The sequence below is a fragment of the Streptomyces sp. NPDC045287 genome (assembly GCF_056432325.1).
This window is the reverse complement of sequence record NZ_JBWKJG010000018.1, coordinates 112,468-126,603: the sequence shown is the minus strand read 5'-3', so window position 1 is coordinate 126,603 and position 14,136 is coordinate 112,468. Positions and strand designations below refer to the sequence as shown.

The following is a 14,136-nucleotide window of genomic DNA, read 5'->3' as shown; positions in this document are numbered from 1 at the left end:
GTCGGCCCACGCCGATCTCGAAGAGGCGGCGATCGCGGTCGCGTGAACCGTCACCCCCGATGCCGGAGCGTCGGCGGCCAGGACGCCGGTACCCGGTACCGTAACGCTGACGGCCTGGAGCACGCTGCCCGGCCAAAGGTGCCTCGTAGCAACGCCCGCACCGAGGCGGAGACGGAGCCGCCGGCGGCCGTCCGGCGGTGGCGTTCGCGCGCCTCCTCGGAGGTCGTACCGCGCGTCGGGCCCGGCGCCGGGACGTCCCGCGCGGCGGATCAGTCCGGGGCGAAAGCCGGTGCCCGGGCCGGCGGCGGACCGGCCGTACGCGCGCCCCGGGACGCACCGGGTTCTTCCGGAGTGGTGGCCGGCAGCCGGTAGGTGGCGCAGACGGCGGGAAGCCGTACTCCGGCGAGGCGGAGCTGTGTGACCCGGCTGTGGAAGGCCGCCGCGCGCAGCAGGTGCCCGGCGACCTCGGCGGCGTGCCGGTGCTCCGGCGCGGCCAGCACGCTGCCCGCAGTCCAGGCGTTGAAGGCGCCCATGGCGGGACCGCACCAGACCTGCCAGTCACCTCGGCGTGCGGTGTCGCCGTCGGTGGCCCAGCGGGAGGCCATGCCCAGGTACCAGCGGAAGACCGTCGCCATGCGGTGCTTGGGGTCACTGGCGGCACGGTTCAACCACTCCGGATGGTGTTCCCGCAGGTAGGCGGCGGTGTCCTGCCACACGTCCGCCACGGGACGGCGCAGGATCCGCGTCTCCAGGTACGCGCGTTCCGCGGTCGGCAGGCTCTCCAGCCCGTCGTGGTCGCGGTAGAGGCGGTACAGCCGTCCAGCCTGCCCGGCGAACATCGTGCCGCGGCCGAGGACCTGGACGGTGACGCCCTGTTCGAACATGTCGGCGGCCGGGGCCATGGTGCAGTCCGCCGGGCCGGCCTGGGCCAGGAGCTGTTTGACGGCCGCCGACGTGCCGGACTCGGTGAGGGCCTGGTTGATCGATCCGGTGACGACGTAGGAGGCGCCGAGGGCCAGTGCCGCCACGACGGCCTCCGGGGTACCGATCCCGCCGGCGGCGCCGACGCGGACCTGCGCGGCGGGTGGTACGCCGCAGGCGAGGCGGTCGCGGAGGCGGAGCACCGCGGGCAGCATCACCACCAGCGGCCGGCGGTCGGTGTGGCCGCCGGAGTCGGCTTCGACGGTGATGTCGTCGGCCATCGCGACGGTACGGGCGAGTGCCGCTTGCTCGGCTGTGACCTGTCCTCGGGCGAGCAGGTCCGCCACCATCGCCTCGGGGGCGGGCCGCAGGAACAGCTCCGCGGTCTCCGGGCGGGAGACCTTGGCGACGACCCGGTTGCCGGCCAGCGTCCCGCCGGACGCGGGGTCGCGTGCGAGACCGGAAACGCGGTAGCGCACCAGGTCGGGGGTGAGCTGTACGAAGGCCGACGCCTCCACGCACCGCACCCCGTGCCGCAGGCACGCGTCGACGCAGGCACGCTCCCGGGCGGGGTCCATGGGGTGGTGCAGGAGGTTGCAGGCGTACGGCGCGCCGGACGGGCCCAGCACCCGCCGCAACCGCTCCAGCACCCGGTCGACCCGGGCGTCGGGCAGCCCCGCGGCGCCGAAGGAGGACAGGTGTCCGGCACGGGCGAAGGCGGTGACCAGTTCCTCGCCGGCGATGCCGCCGGCCATGGCCCCCGCCATGTGGGCGTACCGCGCCCCGTGGTGCCGCCGGAAGTCCCCGGAGCCGAGTTCTCCCGGGGACAGCGGTCCGGCGACGGCCAGTTGACGCAGGCCGCTGCCGGGTGCGGGCGGCTCCGGGGCGGCGCCGACCCGGCCGCCGCCGGAGACGATGTAGCAGGGACTCGCGAGGTCGGCCAGCACCTCGTACACGCCCGGTGGGTCGTAGCGCACCGCTGCGGGTGTCATGCGGGCACCTCCTGTCCTTCGTGTCCTTCGGGCTTCCGGTCGGTGAGGTCGACGGCGATGTTGGACACCCGGTAGACCCGCAGGTCGTCGCGCCACACGCTGCCGTCGGCGTGCAGCCGCACACCGGTGGCGTACCGGTGGACGCGGCGGACGTGGATCTCCCCGCGCACCCGCTCGTGCTCCCGCAGGATCTGCCCGCGGTAGGACCAGCCCAGTTCCTCCCCCACGGCCACGGAGCACCGGGGGTGGAGGAGGTGGTCCGTCAGCCCGGTGTGCAGGGCGTAGGCGTGCACGGCCTGGAAGAGCATCTGCACCCCGGCCGAGCCGGGCATGACCGGGTCCTGGAAGAAGTGGTGGTCGAAGAACCAGTCGTCGGGCCGCACCGGCTTGTCGCACAGCACGTACCCCGCGCCGTGCTCCCCGCCGTCGGGGACCAGCACCACCTCCTCCAGCAGGGCCAGCCGGCCTCGGCCGAGCCGTTCGTCGTCCCGCAGGTCCATCCGGCGTACCGTGCGTCCCGCCGTGCCATGGGCCTCCAGCCAGGGCGGTACGTACCGTCCACCGTCCAGGCCCTGCTGGTGTTCCATCAGTGCGGGCGTGAAGAGTCCGTGGGCGGCCTCAGCGGTGCAGAAGGGGGTGCCGCCGGAACGCACTTCCAGGTCGTAGCGGTGCAGGAGCCCGCCGGGCAGCCGGGAGTGGGACCGGAGCGTCGCGTGCTGTTCGACCGTGGTGCCGCCCAGTTCCACCTCGCGGAGCAGCCGCATCCGGCCGTCCAGGTTGCGGAGGTGCAGGTCCTGATCGAGGTGCTCACGCGTCGCACCGAGCGAGGCGCTGAGCATCCCGGCCGGTTGCAGGGCGATCTCCATGAGGGCCAGCGCGGGCACGGACCCGCCGCCCTCCCGGAGGTACCACGGATCCCCGGGAACGTCGTACTCGGTCACCCCCCGGCTGCCGGGCCGGTACTCCTGCCACTCGTCCGTGCCCTCCACCCTTCGGTCGAGCATCCTCATGTCCCCGCGCGGCAGCCGGGGACGGACCCGGGCGGTGACGTCACCGCTGTCGGGCGCGGCCAAGGACAGTTCCATCCTGCCCTCCGCGAGGTGTGCGGCGTGCAGCTCGTGCATGAGGACCGGAGCACCGCCGGGGCTCCTGCGGCAAGTGGGACGGTCGTACCGGACGGTCAGGTCCACGTCCCGGCCCTCATGCAGCGTGATGCCGATGTCACGAAGCCGGGCCACCGTGCGCCCCCGCTCGTGGAAAGCGCAGTCCGCGACGAGGAAGGGACGATCGACCATGCCGGTCGCGGTGACCTCGGTGTCCACGCCGAGTTCGCCGCCCGGCGCGGGGGCCTCGACCACCTCGACCAACAGCGGGGACCCGGTCAGGGGGAGGACCCGCGCCCCCGGCAGGCACAGGTGGAGGCCGCTGCGCAGCGCGTGCACCCGAAGCGCCTCCATGGCCGCGGCGACGAGGTGGCTCCAGACGTGTCCGGGGCCGCCCTCCGGCAGGCGGAGCGCGGCACGCGAGCTGCCCTGGCCGTATGCGCCGCCGCGGGGGTCGATGCCGGTGACGGCGGTCAGGAGCCGGAAGGGCTCCTGAGCCGGCAAGGCGTCGGGCGGCAGGTGGCTCTGGTCGAAGCCGGGGCCGAACACCGTTGCGGTGTCACCCGCCGCGAGGGCGGTCAGGTCCGCCGGGGTCAGCCGGTGCACGGACGTGCGGGCCAGCGGGCGGGGGTCCGGGGGGAAACGGGGGACGGGACGCCGCGGCCACCCGGCGTCCGCGTGCGGCGCGACGGTGGCGACGGGGCGGGACCCGTCCCGCACCTGCCACCCGTCGTCCTGTCGCACCACCCGGAGCGCCACCGCGTCCCCGGACGCTTCACCGTGCCAGGTCACGGTGAAGCGTCCGGGGGCCGGTACGGCGCCTGTGTTCCGGACGGCACGGTCCACCGCCGCCAGGACCCCGCCCGTGCTGTGCCCGGGTTCGAACACGGGGTCGGGCGCAGCGGCGGGGAGGCGGCCGGCCCGCACGGCGCGGGTGATCTGCCAGTCCTCGATGGCCTGGTGGGCGCTGAGGACGGCGGCATGGGCCCGCTGCATCTGGGCGACGAGCCTGAGGGCCGGCGCCAGGGGCGGAGAACCTGCGGGTCGTCCGCCCGAGGGGCCCGGGGCCGCGGGTGACGGCCCCGGGGAGAGCGGCGTGCCTTCGAAGGCGAGTTCGTCCACGGCTGTCTCCCGTCAGCTCCGGTCGGATGACGCGATGCGGTCGGCCTGCGAGGCGATGCCGTTGACGACCGCGTCGGGAGAGACCCACAGCGTTCGCACCCTGTGCCACCGCTGGAGGACCCGGCCGTCCGCGGCGCACCCGGTCACCGTGCATTCGGAGAAGAACGGCGAGGGGTCGTCGTGGTGGATCTCGACGTCCACGGCGAAGGGCTCGTCGTCGGGCAGAGGGGCGAACAACTCCAGTCGGCCGACGGACACCGGCATGGGGATGGTCTCGGTGTTCGCGCGGCGGAGCAGGGCCAGCAACGCGCCCTGCAGGAGCAGGTCGGACAGCGCCGGACTGTACAGCAGACCCGCGTACGCGCCCTTGGCGAGCGGCGGGTCGGGCATGCGGGCCGTGATCACGAGCCGGTCGTGTTCCTCCACGAGCACGTCGCGCAGACCTCGGAGGGCGGGCCCGTGGAACAGCCTGCCGTCGGCGTAGCCGGGGTGCAGGTCCCCGTCGGCGGTGAACGGGGGGACGTCCAGCCGTGGTGGCTCGCCGGGCCGCTCGGCGAGCCGGAAGGAGCCTTCGTAGCGGAGCCTTCCCTGTTCCGTGGCGTCGTGGACGGTCACTCGGACGCCGGTGGGCTTCTCCTCGGGGGTCAGGTGGAGTCGGAAACGTTCCTCGTGGCCGTCGGGGAAGGCCAGGCCCTGGGTGATCCGCACGTCGTGGCACTCGACGACGGGGCGGTAACCGCCGTGGGCCCGTTCGACGGTGTGCAGGGCCCAGCCCACGGCGCCGGTCATGGGCAGCACCGGGACGCCGCTGAAGGAGTGGTCGCGCAGGACGGGTTCCGCGGTGATGCCGCGCAGTGACCGGTGCGCGGTGCGGCCGGCTGCGGGCAGGTGTTCCTGGCGGTGGTGGAGGGGGCCGGTGGGTCCGATGACGGTGACGGTGCCCGCGGGGGCGTCGGCGGCTGTCGCGGCGAGGAAATGGGCGCAGCCCTCCTCCCGGCTGAGGACGGCGATGCCGAGTTCGGTGAACATCGTGTGGATCTGGTCGGCCATGCCACCGGTCCAGGGGCCCCAGGCCAGCGGCAGGACCCGGCAGCGGGGGTGGGCCGCCTGGAAGGCGCAGCCGAAGCGGTTGAGGCTCTCGTTGGCCAGTGCGTAGTTGGCCTGCCGGACGTTGCCCCAGACACCGGCGACGGAGGAGAACAGGATCAGATGGCGCAGTCGGCCGGTGTCCAGGGCGCTCAGGACCGTGTGGAGACCGGCGAGTTTGGTGTCGACCACCGTGGCGACGGATTCGGCGGTGGCCTCCGGCAGCGACCGGTCCCGTAGGACACCCGCACCGTGCACCACACCGGTGATCCGCGGGGCGTAGGGGGCGAGGGCGGCGGACACGGCGTCGGCGTCCCGTACGTCCGCGGACACGTAGGTGGCCTCCGCGCCCCGGGCGTGCAGCGCGTCGAGGCAGGAGCGGATGCCGCGCTGTGCCAGGATCCGTCCGGCCTCGTCCTCCAGGCGGTCGCGGACCGTGTCCTCTTCCGGGTCCTCGCCCGCCTGTCGGGCCCGCTCGGCGAGGGCGGCGCACAGCCCCTCCTTGTCGGTGAGTCCGTGCGCCCATTCCGGTTCGGGCTCCAGCGGGGTGCGGCCCAGCAGCAGGTAACCGCAGCGGTGTTCGGCCGCCAGGGCCTGGACGCACCAGGCGGTGACGCCGCCGGCGCCGCCGGTGACGAGCAGCAGGTCGTCGTCGGTGAACCCCCCGGGCCGATCCGGTGCCGAGGGCCGCGGCGGCGGGTCGGCGGAGACGACCGGGGTGCGGCGTCCCTCCGCGTCGACACCGGTCTCCCGGACGTCGGTGGCGATGTCGTGGAGTTCGGCGGCGAAGGCGTCGCCGGCGTCCTCGTCGGACAGGCCGGGAGCGAGGTCGACCGCACGGCAGAACAACGTCGTCGCCTCGGTGGCGAGGGTTTTCACCAGACCCCCCAGGCCACCGGCGAGCGCGGCGCACGTGTCGCCGCCCGTCCCGAAGTAGCCGAGCGCGCCGTCCAGCCGGGTCACCGCGACCAGCCCGGCGCGGGTGCCGTCCGCCGCGGCGGCCTCCAGCAGGGGGCAGGTGTGCTTGGCCACCAGGACCGCGTGCCGCAGCCGGGCGAGCATCGCGTCGGTGTCCGCGTCCGCGGTGCGGCTGACGGGCAGCACGCACAGGTCCAGCCGCGTGGCACCGCCCAGTGCCTTCCCCAGGGCTCGAGCCAGTGTCTCCTCCTCCCAGTCGACGAGCCGGACGGCGGTGCCGGTCCTTTCGTCGTCCCGGCCGGTACGGGGCAACAGCAGGCGGTGGACCCCCCAGCCCCGTGTGGCGAGCGCGTCCCGAAGGACGTCCGACAGTTCACCGCCGTCGTCGAGCAGCAGCGCCTGCGGCCGGGAGCCGAAGGCGTCGACGCACACGTCGACGGGCGGCAGGTCCCGGAGGGTGACGAAGACCCTTCCGCTCCGCGACGCCTCCGCGCCGGGGAGCAACTGGGGCCGGGGGGCGGTGACGATCTCGTACAGCATGTCCGTCAGCTCCCGGACGGTCCTGGCCTCGCTGAGGCGGTACACGTCGGAACGGCCGATGACGGGGTAGCGGCGCCACATCTCCGCACCGGTCTCGACCAGCTTGAGCGAGTCGATGCCCAGGTCCTCCTGGAGGTACATGTCCGGTTCGATCATGTCGATGTCGTAGCCGGTCTTCTCGGCGATCACCCTGCGGAAGGCCTCCTCCAGTTCCTCCGGGTCCACTTCGCCGATGTCCGTGGTGGCCTCCCCGGCCGGCCCGTGCCCGTCCTGCTCGGCGGCCCACAGTTGGGCGAGCGCGGAACGGACGGGACCTTCCCGGGGCTCGGAGGCGTCACCGGTCTCCGGAGAGGACGCCCGCGCCGCGGGATCGTCCTGCCGGGGCACGACCGGGGCCGGGGGACGGTGGGGGACCGGGCCCACCTCGGACACGGATGCGGCGTCCGCGTCCGCTCCGGTGGACGGCCGCCCGTCGTGGGGCAGCCGCAGCATGGCGGCGACGGCCTCGCCGGCCCTGGCGTGACTCTCACCCAGCGCGACGCTGTGGTCGGTGACGGTGCTGATGACCGTCGCCAGGGTCTCGTCGAGCGGGTGCTCCGCCAGGAGCCCGGTCAGCCGCTCCGCGGTGCGCAGCTGGCTGTCGAGGTAGCGGGTGTGGACGGCGAGGTGGTCGGCGGCGGCCCGGGTGAGCGGGTCGACCTCCTGCACGACAGCCGGCGTCACCGGCGCCGCCTCCCGACGAGCGGAGCGCTCCCGCTCCGGGCCCTGCCGGTCCTGTTCCTCCTCCGCCACCGCCCGGGCGAGCTGCTGCTCGTACGCCTGGCGCAGCCGCACCACCGCGAAGTTCGGGCCGTCCAAGGTCCTGGCCATCTTCGGGGGGGCGGGACGCGCGGCCGCGGTGGGCCGTGCGTACCGGTCGAAGCCGGTGAGGGGCAGTCCCAGTACGGCCAGTCGCAGGGCGGCCTGCTGGAGCGCCGCGCAGCCGTCGGCACGAGGGCCGGCGTCACAGGCGATCGTCTCCACGCCCCGGTCGCCCAGGGTCCGCCGCACCAACCCCGTCAGGGTCTGCCCGGGGCCGCATTCGACGAAGACGCGGATGCCGTCCGCGTACATCTCCTCCAATCGGGCGGCGAAGTCCACCGGTTCGCGCAGCTGCTCGGCCAGCGTGCGCCGGTCGGCTGCCGCGCCCCGGCCGTAGCGGGCGCCCGCCGTGCAGGCGTACACCGGGATGCGGGGTTCGGTGAAGTCCGTCCCGGAGCAGGCTTCGGCGAAGGCGTCGACGGCGTGCTGCACGTGCGCGGTGTGGAAGGCGGCGGCGACCGGCAGCAACCGTGCCCAGATCCCCTCGGCGGCGCAACGGTCGGTGAAGGCCCGGACGGTGGCGCTCGGACCGCCGACCGCGTACTCGTCGGGCGCGTTGCGGTTGCACACCACCAGCCCGGGGTGGCTGGCCAGGACCTCCGCCAGGCCCTCGGCGGGCATCCGTACCGCGGCCATCGCCCCGGCGTCGGCGTCCTGCCCGGCGGGCGGTTCCATGGCCAGCCCCCGCGCCCGTGCCAGCGCGGTGAACGCCCCGTCGGTCAGGGCACCGGCCGCCCACAGCGCGGTCAGTTCGCCGAAGCTGTGTCCGAGGACACCGTCCGGGGCGAGTCCCAGCTTCCGCAGCCACCGGTACTGCCCCATCGACAGCGCGCCGATCGCCGACTGTGCGTAGGCGGTCCGGCGCAGCCGCGCCTCCAGCACGCCGGGCTCCGCGGTGCCCGGCGCCGGGAAGACGGTGTGCGCGAGGCTGTCCGCCGCGGGGAACAGCGCGTTGGCCTCGTCGAAGGCCTCACGCACCGGCGGCAGGGCGAGGGCGGCGTGCCGGCCCATGTCCACGTACTGGCTGCCCTGACCGGGGAAGAGCACGGCGGTCCCGGTTCCGGCGGGCAGGGCGGTGGAGCGGAAGTGGACGCCTCGGGGGTGGCTCCAGCTGTCCTGGCCGTGCTTGTCGCGGAGCCGGTCCGCTGCGAGGGCCAGCAGATCGGCGTACTCCGCCGCGTCCGTGGCGACGAAGCCGACGCGGGCGTGGCCGGCCGGTGGTGGTTCCTGCTGCGGGGTGTCGCCCCGCTCCAGGGCGTGGAGCAGCTCGGATGTGTCCGGGGCGTGCCACAGGTGGATCCGGGGGATGCGGTGCAGAGGGGGTTCGGGTTCGCCGCACGTCCCGTCACCGGTGTACTCCTCCAGAACGGCGTGGTAGTTCACGCCGCCGAAGCCGAAGGCCGAGACCCCGGCCCGCCGTACGGTCCGGGCGGGGTCCTGGACCCAGGGGCGGGCGACGGTGTTGATGTACAGGGCCCCGTCCTCGCGGGCCGCCTGGGGATTGGGGGTGCGCACGTTGATGGTGGGCGGCAGCACCTTGTGGTGGAGGGCGAGTACCGCTTTGATCAGCCCGGCGGTCCCGGCTGCCGCCTTGGTGTGGCCGATCTGGGACTTCACGCTGCCGACGGCGGTGCGGTGGTGGTCCTCGGGGTGGGCCAGCAGTTCGTTGAGGGCGGTCAGTTCGACCTCGTCCCCCGTACGGGTTCCGGTGCCGTGCGCCTCGATCAGCTCGACCGACTGCGGCGGGCAGTCCGCGTCCTCGTAGGCCCGCCGGAGCGCGGTGAGCTGGCCCGTGCCGCAGGGTGCGTAGATGCTCTGGCTCCGGCCGTCGCTGGAGCTGCCGAGGCCGCGCAGGATGGCGTAGATCCGGTCGCCGTCGCGTTCGGCGTCCGCGAGCCGTTTGAGGGCGACCATGCCGACGCCTTCGCCGATCAGCGTGCCGTCCGCCTCGGCGTCGAAGGGCCGCACCTGACCGCTGGGGGAGAGGGCCGGGGTCTTGCTGAAGCAGAGGAACGACACGATCGTGTTGTCCGTGTCGCAACCGCCGGTGAGCATGAGGTCCGCCCGGCGGCTGACCAGCTCGTCCACCGCGGAACGCAGGGCTGCCAGGGAACTGGCGCAGGCCGCGTCCACGGTGTGGTTGGCGGCCCGCAGGTCCAGCCTGTTGGCGACCCGGCCTGAGACGATGTTGCCGAGGATGCCGGGGAAGGAGTCCTCCGTCCACGCCGGCAGGGCGGCCAGTCGCGTCCGCATGATACGGCGGGCCTTCTCCTCGGGAATGCCCAAGGCGACCATCGTCTCCGTGATCCGCGGTGCGAGCAGCCGCTCGGTGAGCGGGATCAGGCTGGAGTTGGTGCCGCACACCCCGAGCACGACGCCCGCGCGCGCCGGGTCGTACCACTCCGCACGGCCGCGGCCCGCGTCCTGCAGGGTCTCCTTCGCGACGACCAGGCTCAGCAACTGCACCAGGCCCATGGAGTCGAGCGTGTTGGGCGGGATGCCGAACTCACGGGGGTCGAAGACCTCCGGGGTGAGGAACCCGCCGCGCTTGCAGTAGGTCTTGTCCTCGGCGAACGGATCCGGGTCGTAGTGGAGATCGGTCCTCCACCAGCTCTCCGGTACGGTGTCCGAACAGTCCCGCCCTTTGACGATGTTGTCCCAGAACTCCTGGACGTCACCGGCCTTGGGGAATCTGCCGGCCATGCCGATGACGGCGATCGGGTCGCGGGCCAGACGGCGGTCGGTCTCCGCGGGGTCGGACGCGTGCGTGGGTGAAGGCATGGGCACCTCACTGGGTCGTCGGGGCGGAGGGCGGGTGGGGCGTAGGGAGCACGCGGGGCGGTACGTGTGCTCTCGTCGTGCCGGCCACCCCTGTCAACCGGGGGCTCCGGCCGGGGCGCGGGGCCGATGCGGCGGCGGGAGCGTCTCTTCGTCGACCCCGCTCGGAGGGGAAAGGGGAAGGACGGACGTGGAGACCGCGCCGACCGGGGGCGGGTCCGTCCCGCCCCGCCGGGCGGCCCCGGCAGTTGGTGCCTCCAGGGGGGCGGTGAGGGTGCCGGCGCTCCGCCGGGCCCGGAAGCGCTCGTGGGCGGCCGGGGCTCGGACCCGTCCGGTGCTCCGTGCCGTCGCGCGCCGGGGGGGCACGGGCTGGGTCCGCCCGCCGGCGGGAACGGTCCGGTCAGGATCCACTGCATACCGATGTGTTGGCCGAGCGGCACGGCTCCTCCTCACCGGTTCCGCCGCCGCGTCCCCCTCGTCTTAGGGCGGTACGTCCGGAGTGGTTCGGCCATCCCCGCGTCGAAGGTGACCGGCGGTTCGTCGTCGGGCCCGGGCCGGAGGACGGTGGCGAGGGCCGTGAGCTGGCCGGCGAGGTGGCGTGGTGGTACTCCGCGCCCCTGGGCCGCCCGGTGGAGCCGGAGGTGAAGAAGTTCATCGCCGGGCCTTCGGCGTGCGGCTGCGGAGCGTGCGGTCCGGGCCCGCTTCCGTCCGGCACCACGGGCAGGCGCTGCCCCAGGAGCCTGTCCCGACCGGGGAAGGACCGGCCGGTGACCAGGGCCGTACGGACGTGGCCGCGGCCCCGGCCGGGGAGGCGGCGTGCCGCGTGGGCCAGGGGCTTCCCCACGAAGGCATCGGGGGCGATCCTCTCCGGGCGGCGCCGCACCTCGGCGTGGGGCTCGATCAGGACGGGGACGGCGCCGGGCGAGACCGTCCCGTGGACGGCGGTGAAGAGTTCGTAGGCGTCCTGGGTCATCACCACGGCCTTGTCGCCGCGGCGCACTCCGGCGGCCCGGAGGGCGTGCGCGGTGCGGCGGCAGCCGTCCAGCGGCTGTGCCGCCGAGACGGCCTGTGACGCGCGGGCGCCGGTGCGACCGATGGGTACGTCCGCCTCGGGGTGCTCGACCAGGGCGGCCGGGCGCGCGAGGACGTCGTCCTTTGCGGCGGTCATCGCTGTCCTCGCAGGAAGTCGCGGATGTGGGGGCCGAGTTCGTCGGCGGCGTCCTCCATCACCAGGTGGCCGGCGCCGGGGTAGCGGTGGACCACGGCGTGCGGGTGGCGGCGGGTCCACTCGGCGAGGACCAGCGGGGTGAAGACCGGGTCGCGCATGCCCCAGCCGACGAACATCGGCATCCTCCGCAAGTCGTCGGACGTGCCGGGCGGTTCGAGCAGTCGCCATGCCTCGTCCGTGTCGCCCCGGGGGATGGCGCGGATGAACTCCGTGATCGCCCGGCGGTTGCCCCGGCGGACGTGGGGCAGCAGGTAGGCGCGTCGCTCGGCGGGGCTGAGCGGGCGGGTGACGCCGACGCGGAACGTGAGGCGGGCGAAGGCGTTGGTGGCGTGCACGGCGGCGGCCACGGGGCGATGGTCCCTGATCCAGCGCAGGTGGAACGGCAGACGGTAGCCGTCGGGCCAGGGGAAGGCGATGGTGTTGAGGACGACCAGGGCGGACACGATTCCCGGGTTGCGCCGGAGCCAGGCGACGCCGAGCGGCCCGCCCCAGTCGTGCACGACGAGCGTCCAGCCCCGCGGCGCCACCCCCTCCCGGTGGACCAGGTGGTGGTACAGGGCGTCCAAGTGGTCCAACTGGGCCTGGTTCCGGGCCGCCGGGTCCGGCGGGAGGGCGAGGTGGTGGGACAGGCCGAGGCCGGGCAGGTCCGGGACGAGGCAGCGCGCGTGGGGGGCCAGCTCGGGCAGGAGCTTGCGCCAGGCGTAGCTCCACGTGGGGTTGCCGTGCAGGAAGAGCAGGGGGTCGCCCGCTCCGAGGTCGAGGTAGTGCTGGTCGGTCGCGGGGACGAGCCGCCAGTGCTCCCGCCCGGGGTAGCCGGGGAGCAACTGCTGGAAGATCGAGGAGTGCGCGGGGACGGCCGTGGGATCGATCATGTTTGCCTCACCAGCGGATCGGGGTCGGGCCGAAGCTGAGGCCGCCGCCCGAACCGAGCATCGCCACGGTGTCCTCCGCTTCGAGGAGTTCGGCTTCCCCGCGCCTCGGCCAGTTGCAGGGGCGGTGGTGCGGCGGCGTGGTCGCCGTGCCCGGCGCCTGCCGGCACGCACCGGTCTGCGGGCGGAGAAAGGGCGTCGAGCGTCTCGTGGTACTGCGGCATCGCGATCTGGCGCTGGGCGGTGAACGCGCTCGAACGCACTGCGCGCAGCTCGTCCCGTGCGGCCTCCGGGATCAGCGGTAGACCGTTGACCACGGTCGTGTGCAGCAGGTCGCCGTCGAGGCGCAGTGTGACGTGCTCGTCGGACAGGGAGCGCGGACACATGGTCCCTCCGCAGGCGGCGGTGCAGGCGTTCCACGCGGTGGAGTCGGCGGCGAGCTTCGACGTCAGCACGCCGGGGCGTCCTGGTCCGCGGGTCCGGCGGTCAGGACCAGCGCGGCACCGGTGCCGGGGACGGTGCGACCGGGCACCGCCCGGATCAGTGCCTCGTGGTCGGGCCCGTGCCAGCGGGTGGCCGGTGAGCCCACTTCTTCGCAGGCGGTGAGCGCGGTGCGGCAGCGGCCGGTGGCGATGAGGGCGGCGGCCTTCTCCATGGCGTTGAGCACGCTGCCGCAGGCGTTCTTCACATCGGACACCGGGCAGCCGGCGCCCAGTTCGGCGGCCGTGATGTGGGAGGTGGCGGGCCCGAGCCGGATCCTGCGCGGTGACGGCGAACAGCAGGAGGTCCGCGTCGCCGACGCCTACGCCCGCCTCGTCCAGGGCTTTGCCGGTCGCCACCGCCGGGTCGAAGGCGTCCTCACCCTGCTCACGGACGTGGACGCCGCGTACTCCGGTGTGGTCTTCCAGGAGGCCGGGCAGCGGGGCGTAGCCGCCCGGGGCGGCGATTCTCGCGCGGGTCTCCTCCACGGTGCGGTACGGAGACGGCAAGTGGGCGGCGGTCACTACCAAGCGGGTGCGCAGGACATCGAACACCGAATCACCGTAACGACTATCCAACCGAGCCATACGGGTGAATCGAATTAATCACTCCAAGGAGTGGCAAGTCATGGTTTCCTCCCCGCAAGCTGTTTCAGTCACCACCAAAGGTGGAAACCAGCGCGAAGAGGCAGTCAAGCGTCGATGGTGTGATGCGATCGGGCAGTGGCGGTCGTGTGCGTGGGCCGTCGGCTTCCCGGAGGATCACGGATCGGGCCTTGACGCCTCGATCCGTCACCCCGCGGCTGGTCCCCGATCGGTCGTGACGGATCCTCGCACTCGGCGGTGGCTCGGCCGGTCCCTGGAACGTCATGGACGACCGGGTGGAGTGGATCGCCGGGCTCGCACGGACCAGCGGGGGCCCGGTCGTCGGCCCGCGCGGCACCGCCGAGGGGAACACCGCCCCGGCTGGTCCGTACGCCCCCTCGTACAGGGTGTGTTCACCTACTGCCCACCGGCGAGGAGGCCACACCCACCGCCGTCGGAGAGTTCCACCGCGTCCGGCCGCTGCTCCTCGGTGGGGACCGGCTCACCGCGGGCCCGGCGCCCGCGGCGGTTCCGTGGCGTCGGGCGCACCGCAACGGCGGTCGGGGAGCCGGTGTCCCACGGAGGAGAGTTCGGTGCCCGGGCGGGAGCCGGGGCCGCTGCGAGCCGGGGTACGGGCGCGCCGTCCGCCGCACG

General features: G+C 74.1%; 8 protein-coding genes. 1 reads left to right on the top strand and 7 read right to left on the bottom strand.

Annotated elements, in window-relative coordinates:
* Positions 1-269: 269 nt before the first annotated feature.
* The 7 genes from AC07D6_RS26760 to AC07D6_RS26730 all read right to left on the bottom strand — a co-directional run bounded on the left by AC07D6_RS26760 (position 270) and on the right by AC07D6_RS26730 (position 13,085).
* Positions 270-1,913, bottom strand: a complete 1,644-nt coding sequence (locus AC07D6_RS26760; protein ID WP_479048469.1) for a PfaD family polyunsaturated fatty acid/polyketide biosynthesis protein — start codon at positions 1,911-1,913, stop codon at positions 270-272.
* The gene (locus AC07D6_RS26755; RefSeq protein ID WP_479048467.1) at positions 1,910-4,012 is read right to left on the bottom strand and encodes a 3-hydroxyacyl-ACP dehydratase; all 2,103 of its coding nucleotides are present in this window, start codon (positions 4,010-4,012) and stop codon (positions 1,910-1,912) included. The genes AC07D6_RS26760 and AC07D6_RS26755 overlap by 4 nt, the downstream gene beginning before the upstream one ends.
* Positions 4,013-4,150: 138 nt before the next feature.
* Positions 4,151-10,324 (bottom strand): beta-ketoacyl synthase N-terminal-like domain-containing protein, encoded by a 6,174-nt coding sequence (locus AC07D6_RS26750; protein ID WP_479048464.1) that lies wholly within the window; start codon positions 10,322-10,324, stop codon positions 4,151-4,153.
* Between the two features lie 397 nt (positions 10,325-10,721).
* The gene (locus tag AC07D6_RS26745; protein ID WP_479048461.1) at positions 10,722-11,489 is read right to left on the bottom strand and encodes an AMP-binding protein; all 768 of its coding nucleotides are present in this window, start codon (positions 11,487-11,489) and stop codon (positions 10,722-10,724) included.
* The gene (locus tag AC07D6_RS26740; protein WP_479048458.1) at positions 11,486-12,421 is read right to left on the bottom strand and encodes an alpha/beta fold hydrolase; all 936 of its coding nucleotides are present in this window, start codon (positions 12,419-12,421) and stop codon (positions 11,486-11,488) included. Before AC07D6_RS26740 ends, AC07D6_RS26745 begins: the two co-directional genes overlap by 4 nt.
* The gene (locus AC07D6_RS26735; protein WP_479048455.1) at positions 12,418-12,873 is read right to left on the bottom strand and encodes a hypothetical protein; all 456 of its coding nucleotides are present in this window, start codon (positions 12,871-12,873) and stop codon (positions 12,418-12,420) included. The genes AC07D6_RS26740 and AC07D6_RS26735 overlap by 4 nt, the downstream gene beginning before the upstream one ends.
* Complete coding sequence (locus AC07D6_RS26730; protein ID WP_479048453.1) at positions 12,867-13,085, bottom strand: hypothetical protein; 219 nt, start codon at positions 13,083-13,085, stop codon at positions 12,867-12,869. The genes AC07D6_RS26735 and AC07D6_RS26730 overlap by 7 nt, the downstream gene beginning before the upstream one ends.
* Between AC07D6_RS26730 and AC07D6_RS26725 the strand changes: the two genes are divergently transcribed.
* Positions 13,072-13,503 carry a hypothetical protein gene (locus AC07D6_RS26725; protein WP_479048451.1) on the top strand — a complete coding sequence of 144 codons (432 nt, stop codon included), beginning with the start codon at positions 13,072-13,074 and terminating at the stop codon, positions 13,501-13,503. The two genes, AC07D6_RS26730 and AC07D6_RS26725, sit on opposite strands and share 14 nt — an antisense overlap.
* Positions 13,504-14,136: the final 633 nt, after the last annotated feature.